The organism is Pseudoprimorskyibacter insulae (assembly GCF_900302505.1).
Lineage (GTDB): Bacteria > Pseudomonadota > Alphaproteobacteria > Rhodobacterales > Rhodobacteraceae > Pseudoprimorskyibacter > Pseudoprimorskyibacter insulae.
This window is the reverse complement of the sequence record NZ_OMOJ01000003.1, coordinates 136,962-155,473: the sequence shown is the minus strand read 5'-3', so window position 1 is coordinate 155,473 and position 18,512 is coordinate 136,962. Positions and strand designations below refer to the sequence as shown.

General features: G+C 61.1%; 19 protein-coding genes. 5 read left to right on the top strand and 14 right to left on the bottom strand.

Going from position 1 to position 18,512, the window contains the following annotated elements; genetic code table 11:
- Positions 1-72 precede the first annotated feature (72 nt).
- Positions 73-723, top strand: a complete 651-nt coding sequence (locus PRI8871_RS09905; protein ID WP_108886063.1) for a DUF4167 domain-containing protein — start codon at positions 73-75, stop codon at positions 721-723.
- Positions 724-782: 59 nt separating this feature from the next.
- On the opposite strand, the gene rsmA is transcribed toward PRI8871_RS09905, so the two are convergent.
- Genes rsmA through lptF form a run of 7 tightly spaced genes read right to left on the bottom strand, consistent with a single transcriptional unit; the run spans position 783 to position 8,554 of the window.
- Positions 783-1,622 (bottom strand): 16S rRNA (adenine(1518)-N(6)/adenine(1519)-N(6))-dimethyltransferase RsmA, encoded by an 840-nt coding sequence (rsmA, locus tag PRI8871_RS09900; protein ID WP_108886062.1) that lies wholly within the window; start codon positions 1,620-1,622, stop codon positions 783-785.
- Between the two features lie 6 nt (positions 1,623-1,628).
- Positions 1,629-2,078, bottom strand: a complete 450-nt coding sequence (locus PRI8871_RS09895) for an HXXEE domain-containing protein (protein ID WP_108886061.1) — start codon at positions 2,076-2,078, stop codon at positions 1,629-1,631.
- A gap of 3 nt (positions 2,079-2,081) precedes the next feature.
- Positions 2,082-3,035: a 4-hydroxythreonine-4-phosphate dehydrogenase PdxA gene (gene pdxA, locus PRI8871_RS09890; protein ID WP_108886060.1), complete on the bottom strand. Its 954-nt coding sequence runs from the start codon at positions 3,033-3,035 to the stop codon at positions 2,082-2,084.
- Positions 3,032-4,252, bottom strand: coding sequence for a SurA N-terminal domain-containing protein (locus tag PRI8871_RS09885; protein WP_108886059.1), 1,221 nt, complete (start codon positions 4,250-4,252; stop codon positions 3,032-3,034). Before PRI8871_RS09885 ends, pdxA begins: the two co-directional genes overlap by 4 nt.
- Positions 4,243-6,354: an LPS-assembly protein LptD gene (locus tag PRI8871_RS09880; RefSeq protein WP_108886058.1), complete on the bottom strand. Its 2,112-nt coding sequence runs from the start codon at positions 6,352-6,354 to the stop codon at positions 4,243-4,245. Before PRI8871_RS09880 ends, PRI8871_RS09885 begins: the two co-directional genes overlap by 10 nt.
- Positions 6,354-7,448, bottom strand: a complete 1,095-nt coding sequence (lptG, locus tag PRI8871_RS09875) for an LPS export ABC transporter permease LptG (protein WP_108886057.1) — start codon at positions 7,446-7,448, stop codon at positions 6,354-6,356. Before lptG ends, PRI8871_RS09880 begins: the two co-directional genes overlap by 1 nt.
- Positions 7,445-8,554: an LPS export ABC transporter permease LptF gene (gene lptF, locus PRI8871_RS09870; protein WP_108886056.1), complete on the bottom strand. Its 1,110-nt coding sequence runs from the start codon at positions 8,552-8,554 to the stop codon at positions 7,445-7,447. The genes lptG and lptF overlap by 4 nt, the downstream gene beginning before the upstream one ends.
- Positions 8,555-8,705: 151 nt before the next feature.
- Here lptF and PRI8871_RS09865 point away from each other — a divergent pair, with 151 nt between their 5' ends.
- Entirely contained in the window at positions 8,706-10,172 is a 1,467-nt protein-coding gene (locus PRI8871_RS09865) for a leucyl aminopeptidase (protein WP_108886055.1), read from the top strand.
- A 1-nt stretch (position 10,173) separates the two neighbouring features.
- Positions 10,174-10,638 (top strand): DNA polymerase III subunit chi, encoded by a 465-nt coding sequence (locus PRI8871_RS09860; RefSeq protein ID WP_108886054.1) that lies wholly within the window; start codon positions 10,174-10,176, stop codon positions 10,636-10,638.
- Here PRI8871_RS09860 and PRI8871_RS09855 read toward each other — a convergent pair whose 3' ends face one another.
- From PRI8871_RS09855 to PRI8871_RS09840, 5 genes are all read right to left on the bottom strand, one after another.
- Positions 10,639-11,220 (bottom strand): retropepsin-like aspartic protease family protein, encoded by a 582-nt coding sequence (locus tag PRI8871_RS09855; protein ID WP_108886053.1) that lies wholly within the window; start codon positions 11,218-11,220, stop codon positions 10,639-10,641.
- A gap of 49 nt (positions 11,221-11,269) precedes the next feature.
- Positions 11,270-11,959, bottom strand: a complete 690-nt coding sequence (locus tag PRI8871_RS09850) for a M48 family metalloprotease (RefSeq protein ID WP_108886052.1) — start codon at positions 11,957-11,959, stop codon at positions 11,270-11,272.
- Between the two features lie 37 nt (positions 11,960-11,996).
- The gene (locus PRI8871_RS09845) at positions 11,997-12,641 is read right to left on the bottom strand and encodes a DUF1638 domain-containing protein (protein WP_108886051.1); all 645 of its coding nucleotides are present in this window, start codon (positions 12,639-12,641) and stop codon (positions 11,997-11,999) included.
- Entirely contained in the window at positions 12,625-12,798 is a 174-nt protein-coding gene (locus PRI8871_RS19585) for a hypothetical protein (protein ID WP_181389433.1), read from the bottom strand. The genes PRI8871_RS09845 and PRI8871_RS19585 overlap by 17 nt, the downstream gene beginning before the upstream one ends.
- A gap of 97 nt (positions 12,799-12,895) precedes the next feature.
- Positions 12,896-13,600: a cobalamin B12-binding domain-containing protein gene (locus PRI8871_RS09840; RefSeq protein WP_108886050.1), complete on the bottom strand. Its 705-nt coding sequence runs from the start codon at positions 13,598-13,600 to the stop codon at positions 12,896-12,898.
- 198 nt (positions 13,601-13,798) lie between these two features.
- On the opposite strand from PRI8871_RS09840, the gene PRI8871_RS09835 reads away from it, so the two are divergent.
- Entirely contained in the window at positions 13,799-14,881 is a 1,083-nt protein-coding gene (locus PRI8871_RS09835; protein ID WP_108886203.1) for a PA0069 family radical SAM protein, read from the top strand.
- On the opposite strand, the gene eda is transcribed toward PRI8871_RS09835, so the two are convergent.
- Positions 14,878-15,519 carry a bifunctional 4-hydroxy-2-oxoglutarate aldolase/2-dehydro-3-deoxy-phosphogluconate aldolase gene (eda, locus tag PRI8871_RS09830; protein ID WP_108886049.1) on the bottom strand — a complete coding sequence of 214 codons (642 nt, stop codon included), beginning with the start codon at positions 15,517-15,519 and terminating at the stop codon, positions 14,878-14,880. The two genes, PRI8871_RS09835 and eda, sit on opposite strands and share 4 nt — an antisense overlap.
- A 233-nt stretch (positions 15,520-15,752) precedes the next feature.
- On the opposite strand from eda, the gene PRI8871_RS09825 reads away from it, so the two are divergent.
- Positions 15,753-16,493, top strand: a complete 741-nt coding sequence (locus PRI8871_RS09825) for a hypothetical protein (RefSeq protein ID WP_108886048.1) — start codon at positions 15,753-15,755, stop codon at positions 16,491-16,493.
- 62 nt (positions 16,494-16,555) lie between these two features.
- Here PRI8871_RS09825 and edd read toward each other — a convergent pair whose 3' ends face one another.
- Positions 16,556-18,361: a phosphogluconate dehydratase gene (gene edd, locus PRI8871_RS09820; RefSeq protein WP_108886047.1), complete on the bottom strand. Its 1,806-nt coding sequence runs from the start codon at positions 18,359-18,361 to the stop codon at positions 16,556-16,558.
- Positions 18,362-18,512: the final 151 nt, after the last annotated feature.

Sequence of the window (18,512 nt, the reverse complement as noted above, 5' to 3'; positions counted from 1 at the left end):
GGTGCCCAGAACAGCGCATGTGAAATGTGACGGCACAGGGATAGTCAAGGATAAGGCTGGAACTCCAAAACTATGAGATCATCTAAGTCACGCTCGCGGTCCAAATCCAACCGGAACCGGTCTTCTGTCGGCAACGTCGTCAATCGTGTGTTCGATAGCTCGGGCCCCGAAGGCAAGGTACGCGGTACACCGCAGCAAATCATTGAGAAGTATAACCAACTGGCCCGCGACGCCCAGTTGGCAAACGATCGGGTTGCTGCTGAGAACTTTCAGCAGCACGCCGAACACTACCTGCGTATGCTGGGCGAAGCGCAGCGCGAAATTGACGCGCGCCGCGAACAGCAGGAACGCGAAAACCGCGAACGTCAGGCGCAGCGTGATCGCGACCGCGAAAACCGCAAAGGCGACAATGACGACACCGGCCAAAACGGTGGCGACAATGACAATGATCAGCCCGTAAAGGCAGACGCGCAGGTACGGGATCCGTCCGAAGCGCCGCAGCCGGATGTGGTTGATTTTTCGGCCTCTGACGATGGCGATACTGGCTTGGTCGATACGCCCGAAGCGGCGGCCGAAGAAAAGCCGAAAAAACCCCGCGCCCCGCGCAAGCCGCGCAAAAAGCCCGCGCCGAAAAAGGCCGAAGCGGCGGCTGAAGGCGACAGCACCCCTGCGCCCGCGCCAGAACCTGCGCCCAGTGGCGACAGCGGCCAAGCGGCAGAGTGACCAAACAGAAAAACGCGGGCTTAGGCCCGCGTTTTTCGATTCTGGCGTCGGGCTTGGTGTTAGGCGTCGATGGCGCGGGCCAAGGCGCAGAACTGCTCTAGGCTGACTTGTTCGGCCCGTTCGGTGGGCTGAATGCCTGCGGCCAACAGACGGTCCTCCAGGTCAGGTGCGATGCCCTTCAGCGCCGAGCGTAGCATCTTGCGGCGCTGGTTGAAGGCGCGGGCGACAACCCGTTCCAGCGTCGCGGCATTGGCCGGATAGCGTGGCTCGGGCAGGGCGGTCAGATGCACCACGGCTGAATGGATCTTGGGTGGCGGGCTAAAAGCCTCAGGCGGCAGGCTCATGACGATGCGGGCATCGGTGCGCCATTGGGCCAGCAGGGCCAACCGTCCGTATGTCTTGCTGCCGGGGGGCGCGACGATCCGGTCGGCCACTTCACGCTGGAACATCAGCGTCAGCGACGACCAGACGGGCGGCCATTCCTTGGGCGTCAGCCAGCGCACCAACAATTCGGTGCCGACGTTATAGGGCAGGTTGGCCGCGATGCGGATCGGCGGCGTCAGATGCGCCAGCGGATCGACCTCAAGCGCGTCGGCGTTGATCACCTCAAGACGGCCCGGATAGGCCTCGGCGATTTCGGCCAGGGCGGGCATACAGCGGCTGTCTTTTTCGATGGCCAGCACGCGCCGCGCCCCTTCGGCCAATAGGCCGCGCGTCAAACCGCCGGGGCCGGGGCCGACCTCCAGCACGTCACATTGGGTCAGATCCCCGGCGTGCCGGGCGATCTTGGCCGTCAGGTTCAGATCCAACAGAAAGTTCTGACCAAGCGACTTCTTGGCCGCGATCCCGTGGGTGTCGATGACCTGACGCAGGGGGGGAAGAGTATCAATGCCGCTCATGCGGCCTCAATTCACCAAAAAGCCCGACAAGGCAAGGGCAAGGTAGCCGGAGGTCAGCGCGAAAGGCAGACCAGCCAGCGTATAAAGCGAACTGCGGCCGATGGTGAAATCCAAAGACCGGAACACCAAAACCGCTGCCGGGATCAAAAACAGCACGCCGCCCAAAACGCCGGGCATCAGCTCAAACTGGATTACAGAAAGGATCAAGTTCGCCAATGCGCTGGCCATAAGGCTACCGGTAATCAGCGCAAGCGGCCAGACCGTTTTGTCAGCGGTTTTCAACCCGATCACAGCAAACACAACTGTCAGGATCGTGGCGGCCAAGATCACCTGCGCCGTAGACATTTGAATAAAGAAGTTATTCGTATCCCCCCATTCAGGAAGAAACATAATTTCTTCGATATTCTTGATACACATAGCGCAGAGCAATAGCGCAAAGGCAGCACGCGGTTGCATGGTTCAATCCTTATTCATTGCCCAAGCCAATTTCAATGCTTCAATGGTCGAGCTGGAATTCGCGAGTCCCTTGCCCGCGATATCGAATGCCGTGCCATGGTCTGGCGACGTGCGGATGAAAGGTAATCCGAGTGTTACGTTGACGCCATGATCGAAATCAAGCGTCTTTATGGGTATAAGAGCCTGGTCGTGGTACATACAAATGGCAACATCGTATAGGGTGCGGGCCGCCGCATGGAACATGGTATCGGCGGAATGCGGGCCGGTGATTTGCATGCCTTCATTCTTAAGGCGATCCAATACCGGCGAAATCAATTCGATTTCCTGACGGCCCATTTTTCCACCTTCGCCCGCATGCGGATTAAGGCCAGCAACGGCAATACGCGGCTCGGTCAAACCAAAGCGGTTTTGCAGATCGCGGCGCGTGATGCGAATGGTGGTTTCCAGCAATTCCGGGGTCAGGGCATTTGGCACGTCCTCAAACGCGATATGGATGGTGACGGGCACAACGCGCAGCGCGCTTGAGGCCAGCATCATCACCACATCTGATTGCCCCGCCAGCGCGGCCAGATATTCGGTATGGCCGGGATAGGCAAAGCCTGCGCCGTCTTGCAGCGCTTTTTTGTGGATGGGGGCGGTGCAGACCGCCGACGCCGCGCCGCGCTGTGCCAGATCGACCGCGCGAGCGATCACGTCAATCACCGCCTGCGCTTGGGCCGGTTGCGGCGAGCCGGGGGTACGGGGCGATCCGAAGTCATGGGGCAGGACCGGCAGGTCGGTGCATTGGGCGGCTTGCGACGGGTCGGTGATGACCTCATAGGCGCAATCCAAATGCGACGGATCGCCGATCCAGAAAAACGGAACCTCTCCGCGCAGCGCTTGCCATGCGGGGCCAGCCAGTTCAGGCCCGATCCCCGCAGGCTCACCCGAGGTGAGCGCGATAGGCGCGCGGGTCATTGGCGTACGATGTAGGCGTCAGCTTTCAGCTCGGCCAGATAGCCATCGGCAAAACTGCCGATCCGGCGGTTGCGCAGGCCAAGCGCGATGTTTTCGCGGTCGGCGTCTTCGTTCACGGCGGCGGTGCGCCCGCAGAGCATCAGCAGAACCAAGGTCTGGCCGTTGTTGCGGGTCAGCGCGGTCGAGATTTCGCCCGCGTCCATTTTCGACAGCTCAATCGCCACGTCGCCGGGCACATCCGCCGGCGGTTGGGTCATGCGGTCCAGAACCTCCTCCGGCTGGCCTTTGGCCACGCCGTAAAGGTCGTCGCAGCGGTCCAGCGATTGGGCAATCACCCGCGCCTTGGCCAGCGTTTCGGGGCTGCGGCCACCGGGTAGGTAGTACATTGCGTATTCCACAGCGGCGTAGCTGGGCGCGACATAGTTGGTTTCTTCAATCGCGCGCAGCTGGAACAGCGCCACGGCATTGGGCAGCGGCAGGGGGTCAGTCACCTGACCGGGGGCCAGCCCAAGGATCAGCGGCTGAAGCACGGGCGGAAGTTCGCTGACGTTTTGCCACGGAAGACGGCCACCAGCGCCCCGCGTCGCGGTCGCCGAAAATTCACGCGCGGCTGAAGAAAATTCAGCAATCGTGCGGTATTGGGCAATGCGGTTGGCGCGCTCTCGTACCTCTTCGCGGGTTTCCGGCGTTGCGGGCATGATGATTTCCGACAGCAGTACACGCACGCCGCCACCGGTTTGCGAACTGGAAATCGCGCGGTCAATTTCAGCCTCGGACGCGAGGGAACGGTTGCCAAACCGGGCGCGGACCAATTCGCGCCAAGCGATGCCTGCGGTCACGAAGTCGCGGAAGGTCTGGCTTGCGACACCTTCGGTTTCCAGCGCTTTCAGAAACTCAGCAGGTTCAAGGCTGCCTTGCGCGGCGAAATCGGCAATCGCGGCCTCAATCTCTTCGGCAGTGGGCACGATGCCTGCGGCCTGCGCGGCCTCCAGCTTTAGCCGGTCTTCGATCAGCTGTTCGATCGCCTGTTCCTGCGTGTCGCCGGGCGAGTTGAGAACCACCATCATCCGGGCGCGTTGTTCCACCTCGTAATGGGTGATGACCTTGTCATTGACGCGCACAGCCGGTGAAAACAGGCTTTGCGCGGCGGCAAACGTGGTCGAGGCCCCAACAAGGCCAAGGGCAAGAACAGGCGGGCGGATCAGCGTCAGCGGCATGTGCGTCGATACTCCTTGGCACTGCCGCCGGTGCTGAAGCCTTTCAGGGCAACGGTCAGGCCATAATTTGTCGTCGGTTCTATGTTAATGGATGATGCAAAGCGGCGCGAGACCGAAAACCCGACGTCGATGCATTCATTGCTATAGTCGAGCCCAACCCCGGCCCGGTCCAGCCGGTTGTCGACGATATCATAGCGCCACAGGGTCGAGCCGGTCCAGTTTTCGGCAAGTTGATAGGTTGCGTCCATGGTCCATTCGGACAAGGCCCGATTGCGGGCAACCGCCGGGTCAGCCGATTGCAGCACGTAAGACGCCTCAAGCCCGAGGCGTTTATAGTCCCAAACCCCGCGGATTTCGGCCTTGGCAAAGCGCCCGGCGTTGTCCAGCAAGCCGCGGGCCACAAGATCCAGACCATTGGCACCGGTGAAATGCATCGCCAGCAACCAATCGGATGTTTCACCCATCAAGCCTGACGATCGCGAAAATTCGGCATCCGCCGTGTCGCGCCAAATGCGGCCAAGGGTCAGGCCCGCCGACCAACCGGCAGGGGCATAGCGCATCCAGCGGATGCCCGCTGCACCGACCCAGCCGCGTTCGCGCCGGTCAGGCGCCGGAAAGCGGGACAGCGACAGCAGGTTCGCCTCATCCAATTCGACGCGTGTGCTTTCGTCATTGGCGATGTTGGGCCGCGTGCCGCCTGTCCAACCGATCTGCGCCACCGGTTCCAGCAGCATCCCGCCGCCTTGCCCGTCATTGCGCACCCAAGGCCAGCGCACCTCGACGGCGGCTTGCGGCGTCAGTTGGGTGATCATGGCATCGGCGGTGCTATCCTGCACTGTGTTGACGTGATCGGCCCAGACCGACCCGGTAAAGCCCGCGCGAATACCGGCGGGCAGGGTCCAGCGGTTCAGATAGGTCACACCTGCATTCAGACGCGTCACATCGCGCCCGTCGACATCGGTCTCAGAATAGCGGAAATGGCTGTGCGCCGTTACATCATAGCGCAGCTCGCCTCCGATGGCGGGCAGGAACCGGCGCTCATATTCGACATTGCCCACGATGGTTGGCAGGGTTGCGTTGCTTTCATTGGCACGCAGCGATTCATAATGGATCAGAGCGCCGGTGATATACTCATCCGGGCGCACCCGTTCGATCCGCAATTCGCTATCAAGGCGGTCCTTGTCGGAATAGTTGTAATCGCTCAGGTAACTGCGGTCGTTCACCGCTTCGATGTCGAAGGTCAGCTTGAAATCATTGCGCAGATCGAACGCGCCTTCGCCGAACAGATAGGCGCGGGTCGTATCGCGTTGCACTGTGTCGCGGCTGATCGCGGTGTCGAAGCTCACAGTGCCGGTGCGGAAGGCGTGGCGATAGCGCGCCTCAATCGTGCGGGTGACGGGCGACAGGTACGGCGCAAAGGTGATGTCGGCATGGTCGCCCAAGGGCACGAAATAGGGCATCCGGACCCCGGTGCCCAACAGCGTGCTGGACAGGATTTCCGGGATCAGGAAGCCGCGCGCACGGGTCAGGGTCGGGTCGGGCAGGCGCAGATGTGGCAGGTAGAACACCGGCACATCCAGAATGCGCAACTGTGCCTCGTCGATATAGATCTGCTTGGCCTCTTCGTCATGCACCACATTGCGGGCACGGATTTGCCAAAGCGGCGTATCTTCGCCGCAGACCTGACATGAGGTGATCGCCACCTTCGACATCTGGGTGTAACGCCCCTCGACCCGCCGCGCCTGAACCGAGGCCAGCTGCAATTGTTCGTCCAGCACCAGCCGCGCGCCGCGCAACAGCCCGTTGCGCAATTCGATGTCCAGATCGGCGCTGTCGGCAATCAACAGATTGCCGTTCGAGTCAGACAGTCGGATCGGGCCTTCGATCGTCAGGCTGTCGGCGTCGCGGTCATAAACGATGCGCGATGCAGTCAGGCGGACGCCATCTTGAAACGCTTCGACCTTACCCTCGGCAATCAGGCGGTTGTCGCTTTCGACCAGAACCCGGTCAGCGACCAGCAGCGCGGCTTGATTCTCGGTTTGGGCAAGGGCAGGCGCGGCCAGTCCGGCGGCCAATGCGGCGGCAGCAATCAGATGACGCATCAGCCTTCCTCCCGGTGAAGGATCAGCCCAAAGGCCAGCAAGACCGAGGCAACCGGCGGGGCCCAAGCGGCCAGCACCGCGTTTACTTGGCCGTTCTCGCCCAAGATCTGCGCAAAGTTGCGCACATAGTAAAGGCCAAACCCCAGCAAGATCGCCGAAAGCACGCCGATGCCGGTTTTGCCCAGCCGCGAATGGCCCATGGTAAAGGCCGCGCCGACCAGCACCATAGCGGCCAAGAACAGCGGTTTTGCCATCTCCATCTGAAGCCAGACGAAATGCCGACGGGCCGAAAATCCGGCCAGTTCCAGTTCGGCGATATAGGCGCGCAGTTCCCAGATCGGCACGGCCGATGGGGTTCCGAACCGGTCGCGGATGCTTTCTTGGGTCAGGGTCGAGGACACCTCTACGCTGTCGAACCGCTTGGCCGCAGCCTCGGCGTTCAGGGTTGCGCTCAGGGGCCAGACCTTGGCGTCGTCAAGCACCCAATGGCCATTGTCCAGACGGGCGGTATCGGCCTCAATCCGTTGTACGGGGCCGCCGCCGGGGGCGTAGCTGACAAAGCTGACCTGATAAAGAACCGTCGCTTCGGGGTTTGCGCGGCTGGCGCGGATCACGGTTTGGCCGGTTTCATCGCCTTGTCGCAGCCAAAGCCCCTCGGCCCCGATGGATAGGGTGCTGGTGCCGCCGTTGCGGTAAAGTTCGCGCATCTGGTTGTATTGCTTGGATGTGGCGGCAACGATGGGGTTGAACACCCCCACAGCCAGACCGCCAAGGATCAGTGCCACCATGACCGGGGCCAGCAGCGAACTTGTGGCCGACCGGCCCGCCGCGCGGATCACGACCAGTTCCGACGACCGGGCCAGCCCGATGAACAGCGCAATCGCCGACAGGATCACCACAAGCGGCAAGATCTGATAGAGCGATTTGGGCGTGTTCAGCAGCGTCAGGCGCAGCACCTCGCCAAAGCTGACCGAACTGTCAAACCGGCGCATTTGTTCGACCAGATCCAGCAGGGTCATAAAGGCAAAGAAGATCGCAAAGACCGAGGCCAGGATCCAAAAGAACCGCCGCGCGATATAGTAATGCAAGGTCATGCCGAGGCCTCCTGCGCGGTGCGGCGGGGGCGGCGGAACGGGCGGGCTGCCAGATGCAGCAGGATCAGCGATATGGTCAGGCCGATGACCGTGGGCGCATAGACCAGCGGCCACATGTCCGGGCTGGATCGCACGGGATCAGTCACCGCGCTTTCCACCAGCTTGACGATCACCAGAAGGAAGATCGCCCCGACGATTTGCCGGCCCACGCCAAAGCGGCTAAACCCGCCGACCATCAGCGCCGAAAACCCGATCAGTGCCGCGACAAGGCACAACAGTGGTTGTTGGAACCGGCCATGTGCTTCGTCCAGAACGCGGGCGACGGTGTTGTTTGTTTCCGCCCCGACCGCGGAGGGCCGGGTCAACAGTTCGAGCGTCGGCACATGTTCCAGACGGCGCAGCAAACCGTTGTCGGTCTGAATAAAGGCGCTGATGTCGTATGAGAAATCTTCGAAAGTCGTGGTGGTCAATCGTTCTGACTTGCGATTGAGCGATTGCGCCATGCCGCGCAGCATCACCAGTTTCGGCCCGTTTTCATCGCGCATCAGAAACCCGCTATCGGCGGTGTAGGTCACCGCTCGGTTTTCTGAACGCCGGTCCGACAGAAAGATATTCTGTAATTCGCCTTCGGCGGTAATGTCCCCGATGTAAAAAGTCACGCCGCTGGTTGGGTGCAAAAACACCCCCTCGCGCAGTAGCCGCGCCGAAACCGAGCCTGAGATCTCAATCTCGCGCATGCGTAGTTGGGCAAGGCTTGCGGGGATCAGGAAGTGGGTGATGATGCTCATGGCGAGGATCAGTAGGATGCCAAAGGCCACCACGGGCCGCGCAATGCGCCATGGTGAAAACCCGGTGGCCTGAACCACGGTCAATTCGCTGTCATTGCTAAGTTTATTCGTCACATAGACCGCCGCCGCAAAGGCCGCCATCGGCATCACCAGCCCGATCACCTTGGGCAGGCTCAGCGCGGTGAATTCCAGAAACACCCCCGCCGAATGGCCATCGGCGATCAGCCGGTCAAACAGAACAACCGCCCGGTTGACCCAATAGACCGACACCAGCACAAGCGCAAAGAAGCCGAACAGCACCATAAGCTGCGACAGCATATACCTGTCGAATCTGGCCAAAAGCGGTCCCCCAAGACGTGGCTGGCGTGGCATCTCTGCCGTGTTCCATGGGTTTGCTGCAAAACCCGGCTCTGGTCAATGTCTTCGGGGCAAAGTACATCTTGGCAAACCGAACCAAAAGGACCCGCTCATGACCCAGCCCAGAGAGATTTCCTTTCAGGACCTCAACCTTGCTTCGCTAGAAACCTTCGAAGGCCGTTTGGTGATTTGCATCACCGATGACGGCAAGATGGACCAAGCGGGTCGCCGGGTGAACCGCCTGACGCGCGGGGCGATCCTGCGCCTGACGGAATCGGCTGACTGGTCCAAGATGAAAAACGGCGATATTTCAACGCTGTCCTGGCCTGCGGGCACTACGGCCAAGGCGGTGGATGTGATCAAACTCAGCCGCAGCGCCGATGCGGAAACCGTGCGCATCGCGGGTGCTGCGCTGGCCAAGGTGGCAGGCAGTGACGCGCTGCTGATTGCGGCCAGCCCGGTGCGCCGGATTGGCCAGTTCGCGCTGGGTCTGATGCTGCGCGGCTATGCTTTCACTCAGCACAAAACCGCCGAGGATACGCCGCTGGCCGCTGCGATCATGATGGTCTCTAAGACCGAGGAGGCGCAGGCCGAATATGAGGCGATGCGCGCCATTGCCGAAGGTGTGTTCTTTACCCGCGATCTGGTGGCCGAACCCGCCAACGTTCTGACCACGACCGAATTCGCCGCGCGCCTGTCTGCGTTTGAGGAATTGGGCATTCAGGTCGACGTGCTGGAAGAGGATGTTCTGGCCGAACTGAAGATGGGCGCTTTGTTGGCGGTCGGGCAGGGCTCTGCCTCGCCGTCGAAGGTCGTTGTCATGCGCTGGAATGGCGGCGAACGTGACGCCGCGCCGGTGGCTTTGGTTGGCAAGGGCGTGGTCTTTGACACGGGCGGTATCTCGCTCAAACCTGCCGCTGGCATGGAAGAAATGACCATGGACATGGGCGGCGCGGGCACCGTGGCTGGCACCATGATGACGCTGGCCAAGCGCAAAGCGCCATGCAACGTGGTGGGCGTTGTCGGTCTGGTGGAGAATATGCCGTCGGGCACGGCCACGCGCCCCGGCGATGTGGTCACCTCGATGAAGGGTGACACGATTGAGGTGATCAACACCGATGCCGAGGGCCGTTTGGTGCTCTGCGATATCATGTGGTACACCCAAGAGGTCTATAAGCCGGTCGCGATGATCGACCTTGCCACCCTGACCGGTGCCGCCATCATCGCGCTGGGGCATGAAAACGCGGCGGTTTATTCCAACGACGATACGCTGTGCAACAAGCTGCTGAAATCGGCTGAGGTCGAACAGGAAGGCGCGTGGCGGATGCCGCTGGGCCAAGCCTATGACGACATGCTGAAATCGGGCGTTGCCGATATGAAGAACGTCGGCGGACGGCCTGCCGGATCGATCACGGCGGCGCAGTTCCTTGCCCGCTTCGTTCAGGACAAAACCGCTTGGGCGCATATCGACATTGCCGGCGTGGCGCTGGTGTCGCGTGATCTGCCGATGTCGCCCAAGGGCGTGACAGGCTGGGGCGTCATGACCCTGAACCGTTTGATCGCAGATCACTACGAGTAAGATGGGCGAGGCCTTTTTCTATCACCTGACGCGGCATTCGCTCGATGAAACCTTGCCGCTGCTTCTGGGCAAATCCCTAGAGGCAGGCTGGCGGGTGGCAATCAAGGGCGTGCGCCGCGAACGGTTGGAATGGCTGGACCAAAAGTTATGGCTTGGACCCGACGACGGGTTCTTGCCGCACGGGCTTGAGGGCGGGCCGCATGACGCCGATCAGCCGATCTTGCTGACCATGGCAGAAGCGCCTGCGAACAAGCCCGACTGCATCCTGAGCATCGACGGCGCGGATATCACCGCCGATCAGGTGGGCGCTTTGACCCGCACGATGATCCTGTTTGACGGCACCGACCCCGAAGCGGTGCAGCACGCCCGCGTTCAGTGGAAAACCCTGACCGATGCGGGTTGCCCGGCCAAATACTGGTCCGAGGAATCGGGGCGCTGGCAAATGAAGGCCGAAAAGAACACCTGATCAGCGTTCAAGGATCAGGGTGTTGTTGCTGATCTCAATGCGGGAAAACCGCTGAAGATAACTCATCCCCAATAGCGATTTGTCCATATCGCCCTGGTTCACCAAGGCCCGCACGTTGCTATCCTCGAACGGGCCGAAACTGACGTCGTTCAGCCGGATCGGCGCGGTGCGCACAGTGCCGTTGGCGGTATTGGCCTGCCCAAAATAGGATAGCCGCTCCAACGGAACCCCCGCCGCTTTGGCGTCATCTTGGGTCAGAACCATGTTGCTGGCACCGGTGTCGATGACAAAGGGGATCTCGGCCCCATTGATGCCCAACGTGGCGTAATAGTGGCCATCCGGGGCGCGGGGCAGTTCGATCCGACCGGCCTCAGAAAACACGGTTTGCTGCGGGATGATGCGGGTGCGGACGTCACCCCAAAGGCCTACGCCTACGGCAATAATCGCAATAATGACAAACCATTGGCCGAACGCCTTCAGGTGCTGGCGGATCTGTCCGCGCCCGCGCGCAATCAGCCCGACCGACAACATGGCCAGTAGCAACACAAGGTAGGTCAGATTGCCAAATTGTTCGCCGCTCATATCCCGGTCCTTTCCCTTGTCTTAAGATTTAGGGGGCTTGGATCAGATTTTAAGAGGTGACCTGCCAACGTTGCGCCAGCTTTTCCAAAGCGGCAATGCGGTCGGCGGTTTTGGGGTGGCTCATCAACCACGCGGGCACCGTGCCGCCGCGCGATTGGGTCAGCGCGTCTAGTTTGCGGAACATGCCGATCTGCGCGTCGATGCCAATCCCGGCCTTATGCAGCAGGGCGGCGGCATAGGCATCGGCCTCATACTCATCTGACCGTGAAATCCGGGCGGCCAGCAGGCTGGTCAGCCCGTTGGCAATCATCACGCCGATCCCCGGCAGGAACCGGTTCAGCACCATCGCCAGCGCCGTGCGCAGCGCGTTTTGCCCTGAAAAGTCGATCATCCGGCGGCGCGAATGGCCAAGTGCGACATGGCCCAGCTCATGCGCGATGACGCTGGCCAGTTCTTCGGCGGACACTTCGCCGTTGCGGTATTTCGCGTAGAACCCCCGCGTGATGAAGATCCGGCCATCGGGCGCGGCCAGCCCGTTCACCGGCTCAATTTCATAGATGTGCACGCGCACCCGTGGGATATCCAGCGCCTCGGCCATTTTGGCGGTCAGCTGCTGCATGGTGCGGTCCGCCAGTTCGGTCGACCTCTCGTTCAGCTCTTTCGTGGTGCGCCAGACCGAAAAGCGATAGGCGACAAAGGCATAGAGAACGGCCAGAAGGATCGGGGTCAGTTTTAGCATGGGCTAGATATGGGGCGTGTCATGGCAATTCCAACCGTTACGCCTGCACGGCAAAGTGCGCCAGATCACGCTGCAATTCGCCATAGCCGGTAAAGCGCCGTTCAAACCGCAGGCCCATCCGGTCAGCGTGCGATTGCGCCAACGCGGTTAGGGCCGGATCATCGGTTTGGGCCTGATAAACCAGCCGGTCGTAATTGCCGAAATACATCTGCAACAGGTCAGGATGCCGGTCGAGGCCCAGCGGACGCCAGACAAAAGCATCGAACTGGCGCACCAGAAAATCGGTCAGGTAAAAGGCGGTGACTTCGCCGCGATCCGTAAACTCGGCGTTGCCTTCGAAGAAGGCATAGCAATGCGGCCCTTCCATCATCTGCACGCCCATATCGGCGCAGGCCGCCTGCAACAGCCCGCCGGTGCCGCAATCGGCATAGACGACGAACACCTCATCATAGCGGTCGCGGTTGTCGGCCACGGCCTTGCGCACGGCATCGGTGATCCGTTCGGGATGGTTGTGCAAAATCGCCGGAAGACAGCGCAGATCCAGATGATCCCAGCCATTGGCCTGTTTCAGATCGAGGATTTCACGGGCAAGGGCCCCGCAGGCAATGGCCAGCACGCGGCCTGCGCCGCGCAGATCAAGGCCATGGTCTGTCAGGTCGGAATCTTCAGGCGTGGCCGTCATCGGCCGGAACCGTGGCCAAACCCCAGCGTGCCAGCAAAGCCAGCACGATCATGACCGGCAGAACAGTCATCGCACCCCATTTCATAAACGCCAGCACGGTCAGCCCCGAGGCGACAACGGCGGATAGGATCATGGCGACAAAGGTGGTGATAGGCATTCATCTCTCCTCTGAGCCTTTAATATGGGGGATAACCGGCCATAAGAAAAGCCCCGCTTGCAGACGGGGCTTTCAAAATGTTGCAAATGCTCGCAAATCAGCCAGCAGCAAGCTGGTTGTGTTTGCGGGCGATCAGGGTTTTCGCCGTCTCAACCGCAACAGCGGCGTCGCGGCAATAGGCGTCTGCGCCAATGGCACGGCCAAACTCTTCGTTCAGCGGCGCGCCGCCCACCATCACGATATAGTCGTCGCGAATGCCCTTTTCCTTCATCGTGTCGATGACGATTTTCATATAAGGCATGGTAGTGGTCAGCAGCGCGGACATGCCAACAATGTCGGCCTCTTCCCGTGCGGCGGTGTCCAGATAAGCCTCAACCGGGTTGTTGATACCCAGATCGACGATCTCAAATCCGGCGCCTTCCATCATCATCGCAACAAGGTTCTTGCCGATGTCGTGGATGTCGCCCTTCACTGTGCCGATGACCATCTTGCCCATACGCGGTGCGCCGGTTTCGACCAGAAGCGGCTTGAGGATGGCCATGCCGCCCTTCATCGCATTCGCGGCCAGCAGCACCTCGGGGACGAACAGAATACCGTCGCGGAAGTCGTTCCCGACAATGGTCATCCCGCCGACAAGCGGCTTGGTCAGAACATCATAAGGGGCCCAGCCCCGGCCAAGCAGGATGTTGACGCCTTCTTCGATCTCTTCTTTCAGACCGTCGTAAAGGTCGTCCTGCATCTGCTGGACAAGCTCGTCATCGTCCAGTTCGGACAGGATGATATCGTCTTCTTCTTCCGACATGGCAAATCCTAATCATGTGCACCCGCAGGCGGGCTTCATCGGCTAAGTGTGACTATTTGTCAAATCTGGCAAGGGGATATCGCCCATTTCCGACACTGGCCACAGACAGAACGACCAAATGCGGCGGAAAACGCGGATTGTGTGCGGGATTTGCACATGCTGATTGTGCGCGTTTCTGTTTTGTTCTACATTTGTGCAATGTGCGCCAATGTCGTCATCCCCTCTGATCGCCGCCCCGGACGGGGGGCCGCCAGCCGCGACAGTGGCCGGTTTGAAACCTTTAGCCGCAGTGACGATCATGATGGCTGGGACATTGATGAACCGCTGCCGCCCGTTCGAACCGAGGTGACAGAAGAACGGATCACCAAGGCGATGAACTATGTCCGGTCGCCGGATCTGCCCTTTGATCGCACCATCAACCCGTATCGCGGCTGTGAACACGGGTGCATCTACTGTTTTGCCCGTCCCACCCATGCCTTTCTGGGCCTGTCGCCGGGGTTGGATTTTGAAACGCGGCTGGTGGCGCGGCCCGGCATTGCGAAGGGGTTGGAAAAAGAACTGCGCAGCAAACGCTATTCCTGTGCGCCGTTGTCGATCGGGTCGAACACCGACCCCTATCAGCCGATTGAGAAGCGCTACGCCCTGATGCGCGACATTCTTGAGGTGCTGGACAGGTTCAACCATCCGGTTGCCATCGTCACCAAAGGCACCTTGGTTGAGCGTGATATTGACCTGCTGGCCCCGATGGCCGAACGCGGTTTGGTGCGGGTCGGGATATCCGTCACCACGCTTGACGCCGATCTGTCCCGCCGGATGGAGCCGCGCGCCCCATCGCCCAAGCGCCGCCTTGCGATCATTCGCAATCTGCGCAGCGCGGGCATTCCGGTACGGCTGATGGTGTCGCCGATTGTGCCTGCGCTCACCGACCCTGAGCTTGAGGCGATCATGTCCGAAGGCCGCGCCGCCGGGGCCGATGCCGCCAGTTGGATCATGCTGCGCCTGCCGCTTGAGGTGTCGCCGCTGTGGCGCGACTGGCTAGAGGAACACTATCCGGGCCGCAAAGACCGCGTGATGGCCCGCTTGCGCGAAATGCACGACGGCAAGGATTATTCAGCAACTTGGGGGCATCGGATGCGGGGCGAGGGGCATTATGCCCGCCTGATCGGTCAGCGGTTCGAACTGGTCCGCAACCGTCTGGGCTTTGATCCGTCGCCGCCCGCATTGCGCCGTGATCTGTTCCGGGTGCCCGAATTGCCGGGCACCCAGCTTAGTCTGTTTTAGGCTTTCAGGGCAGCGGCTTCGCGGGCCAGGGCGGTGATGCCGTCCCAATCGCCTGCGATCATCTTGTCCTTCGGCGCAACCCAGCTTCCGCCTACGCACAGCGTGTTGGACAGCGACAGGTAGTCATGAACGTTCTTCATCGATACGCCGCCGGTCGGGCAGAATTTAACCTGTGGGATCGGCGCGCCAATGGCCTTTAGCGCGGGGGCGCCGCCGTTTGCTTCGGCCGGGAAGAACTTCTGCACGGTGTAACCCTTTTCCAGCAGCTGCATCACTTCCGTCGCGGTGGCAGCGCCGGGCAGCAGCGGCAGGTCATGTTCGATACAGGCATTGATCACGCTGTCCGTCGCACCGGGCGAGACGCCGAATTTCGCACCGGCGGCTTTCGCGGCGGCCACATCGGCGGGGGTCAGCAGGGTGCCAGCGCCGACAACGCCGCCTTCGACCTGCGCCATTTCGCGGATCGCATCCAAGGCGCAAGGCGTGCGCAGCGTGACTTCCAGCGCGGGCAAACCGCCCGCAACCAGCGCCTCGGCCAAGGGGCGGGCATGGGACACATCGTCGATCACCAGAACCGGGACAACGGGGGCAAGGGTGCAAACCTCTAGGGCTTTGGCGCTTTGTTCTGCGGGGGTCATGTCGGTCCTTTCTGAGTGGAGGCAGCCCGACTGGGGGTATGCCATACTTGATGAGTTTTGGTTGATTTTTAGATGAGTTTTTTATTGATTTTCTATCAGAATGCGAACAGCATCGTCTGACCCGGAGGAGGGCTGGGCGCTATATTTAAGCCAATACGCATTGTTATTGCCTGCATTTTGCGGGCCGCTTTCTTGTGTCGGGAATACGATTTCATAGCGGAGTGAATTATCAAATGACGCCTATAAAACTCAGTATCAAACTCGGAATTGCGGCCTTCGGCGCCTTTGCCTTGGCTGGCTGCCTTGGCAATGGCGGGTCCGGCGGTGGCGGCGGTGCTGGCGGATCTGGCGGCACAGGTGCTGCGGCCAGTGTGACATCCTACAAAGCGCTTTACGCTACCTATAGCGATCCGACGGCGCTGTCCAACGCCCCGACCAGCGATATGCCGTCGACAGGCAGCGCGAAATACACCGGCAATGTCTATCTGACCAATATTGCCGAGGCTGCCACCCCAACAAATGTGGTTGCCACCGATGTTCTGGGCGATGCCGATTTGACGGTCAACTTTGCCAAATCCGGTCAGTCGTCGATCACCGGCACGGTTGGCAATATTCGCGGCAAGGATGCCACGGGGGCCGATTTCACCTGGTCGACCACCTTTGATACCGCACATGCAAACGGCAGCGGTACGCTGTTGACGAACGAAAACACGATCACCCTTCCGGCGCCCGCCTCGGGCACGGTGACCACGCGCGCCGCTGGTCTCAACGTGATCTTGGGCGCAGACATCACGGCGACCAACGCGGCCTCGCTTGGAACAACCGGTTCGGCATTGCTGACTTTGGGCGGCAATATGATGGGATCGGCTGGGCATCATTCCATCGGCACGGCGCAACTGGCCATCGACGACAACAACAAGGCCGGCATCATCGATTATAGCGGCACCGGCACTTACGTGTTGGAAAAGCAATGATCGCATAGACGATCCCACAGCTTTGACAAAGACGGGCCGGATCATCTCCGGCCCGTTTTGCATTACACCACCACGGCCGCGCCTTCGGAGGCGAGGCCAACCGTTTGGCGGAACATCTCGAACAATTCGCGGCCCACGCCATTGCCGTTGCCGGTCAGATCGGCGGTCACCGGCGTGCGACTGTCGAAATCAGACTCAAGGCAGTCAATCGTCCCGGCCTCGGCATCGACGCGCACCAGATCGCCGTCCCGCAAACGGGCCAGCGGGCCACCGCCAAGCGCTTCGGGGCTGACGTGGATCGCGGCTGGCACTTTGCCCGATGCGCCCGACATGCGGCCATCGGTGACCAGCGCCACCTTCAGCCCGCGATCTTGCAGCACTGATAGGGTCGGGGTCAGGCCGTGCAGTTCGGGCATGCCGTTGGACTTGGGGCCTTGGAAACGGACAACAACGATCGTGTCTTCGGTGAATTCGCCCGCTTTGAACGCGTCTTTCACGGCCTCTTGGGTGTGGAACACGCGGGCCTTTGCCTCAATCACGCGGCGCTCGGGCGCAACGGCGGACACTTTCATCATGCCATGGCCCATGTTGCCGTGAAGCTGTTTCAGCCCGCCGGTTTTCTGGAACGGATCAGACGCGGGGCGCAGGATCTTGTCATTCAGCGTGGTCTTCTGACCCTCGCGCCATGCCAGCGCGCCATCGTTGATCACCGGTTCCTGCGCATAGCGCGACAGGCCATCGCCTGCGATGGTGGTCACGTCTTCATGCAGCAGGCCCGCATCCAGCAACTCGCCAATCATGAATTGCAGCCCGCCTGCGGCGTGGAAGTGGTTCACGTCGGCCAGACCGTTCGGATAGACCTTGGTCATCAGCGGCACGACGGAGGAGATGTCGTCGAAATCTTCCAGCGTCAGGTTCACACCGGCTGCACGGGCCATGGCAGGCAGGTGCAGCACAAGGTTGGTGGACCCGCCTGTTGCCATCAGCCCCACAAGCCCGTTCACAAAGGCCTTTTCGTCCAGCACGTCGCAGACGGGGCGGTAGTCGTTGCCCATGGCGGTGATTTCCAACGCACGTTGGGTGCCCGCGATGGTCAGCGCGTCGCGCAGTTCGGTGTTGGGGTGCACGAAGGACGCGCCGGGCAGGTGCAGGCCCATGAACTCCATCAGCATCTGGTTGGTGTTGGCGGTGCCGTAAAAGGTGCAGGTGCCGGGCGAATGGTACGAGGCCATCTCGGCCTCCATCAGCGCGGCGCGGTCGACGTCGCCGGTGGCAAACTTCTGGCGGACCTTGGCTTTTTCATCGTTCGGCAGGCCCGAGGGCATCGGCCCCGCCGGCAGGAAGATGCCGGGGATATAGCCAAAAGTTGCCGCAGCAATCACCAGCCCCGGCACGATCTTGTCACAGACACCAAGGTAAACGGCAGCGTCAAACACGTTGTGCGACAGGCTGACCCCAGCGGCCAGCGCGATGACATCACGCGAAAACAGCGACAGTTCCATGCCCGTCTGGCCTTGGGTCACGCCATCGCACATGGCAGGCACGCCGCCCGCAACCTGCGCCGTGCCACCTGCCGCGCGGGCGGTATCACGGATGATCTGGGGGAAGCGTTCGAACGGCTGGTGGGCCGACAGCATATCGTTATAGGCGGTCACGATGCCAATATTGGCACTGCGTTCCGTGGCAAGGCGCGATTGATCGCCGCCCATGGCCGCATAGGCGTGGGCTTGGTTGCCACAGGTCAGATGCGCGCGGCGCGGGCCGTCTTCGGCGGCGCGGCGCATCCGGTCCAGATAAATCCCACGCGACTCGGCGCTTCTGGCTTTGATCCGGTCGGTAACGGCGGCAATCGTGGCGTTCAGGCTCATGGCGGGTCCTTTGCGGTTGTTCTGGTCCGTCCCGGAGGGCAGTTGGTTTTCTCCTACCTCGGTTAGCGCTAACAGTAAAGGCCTAACAGTCAGGACGAGCGAACGGAGGGGGCGTGCAAAAGTGCGATCAAGGGGCTGAATGCACAATAGC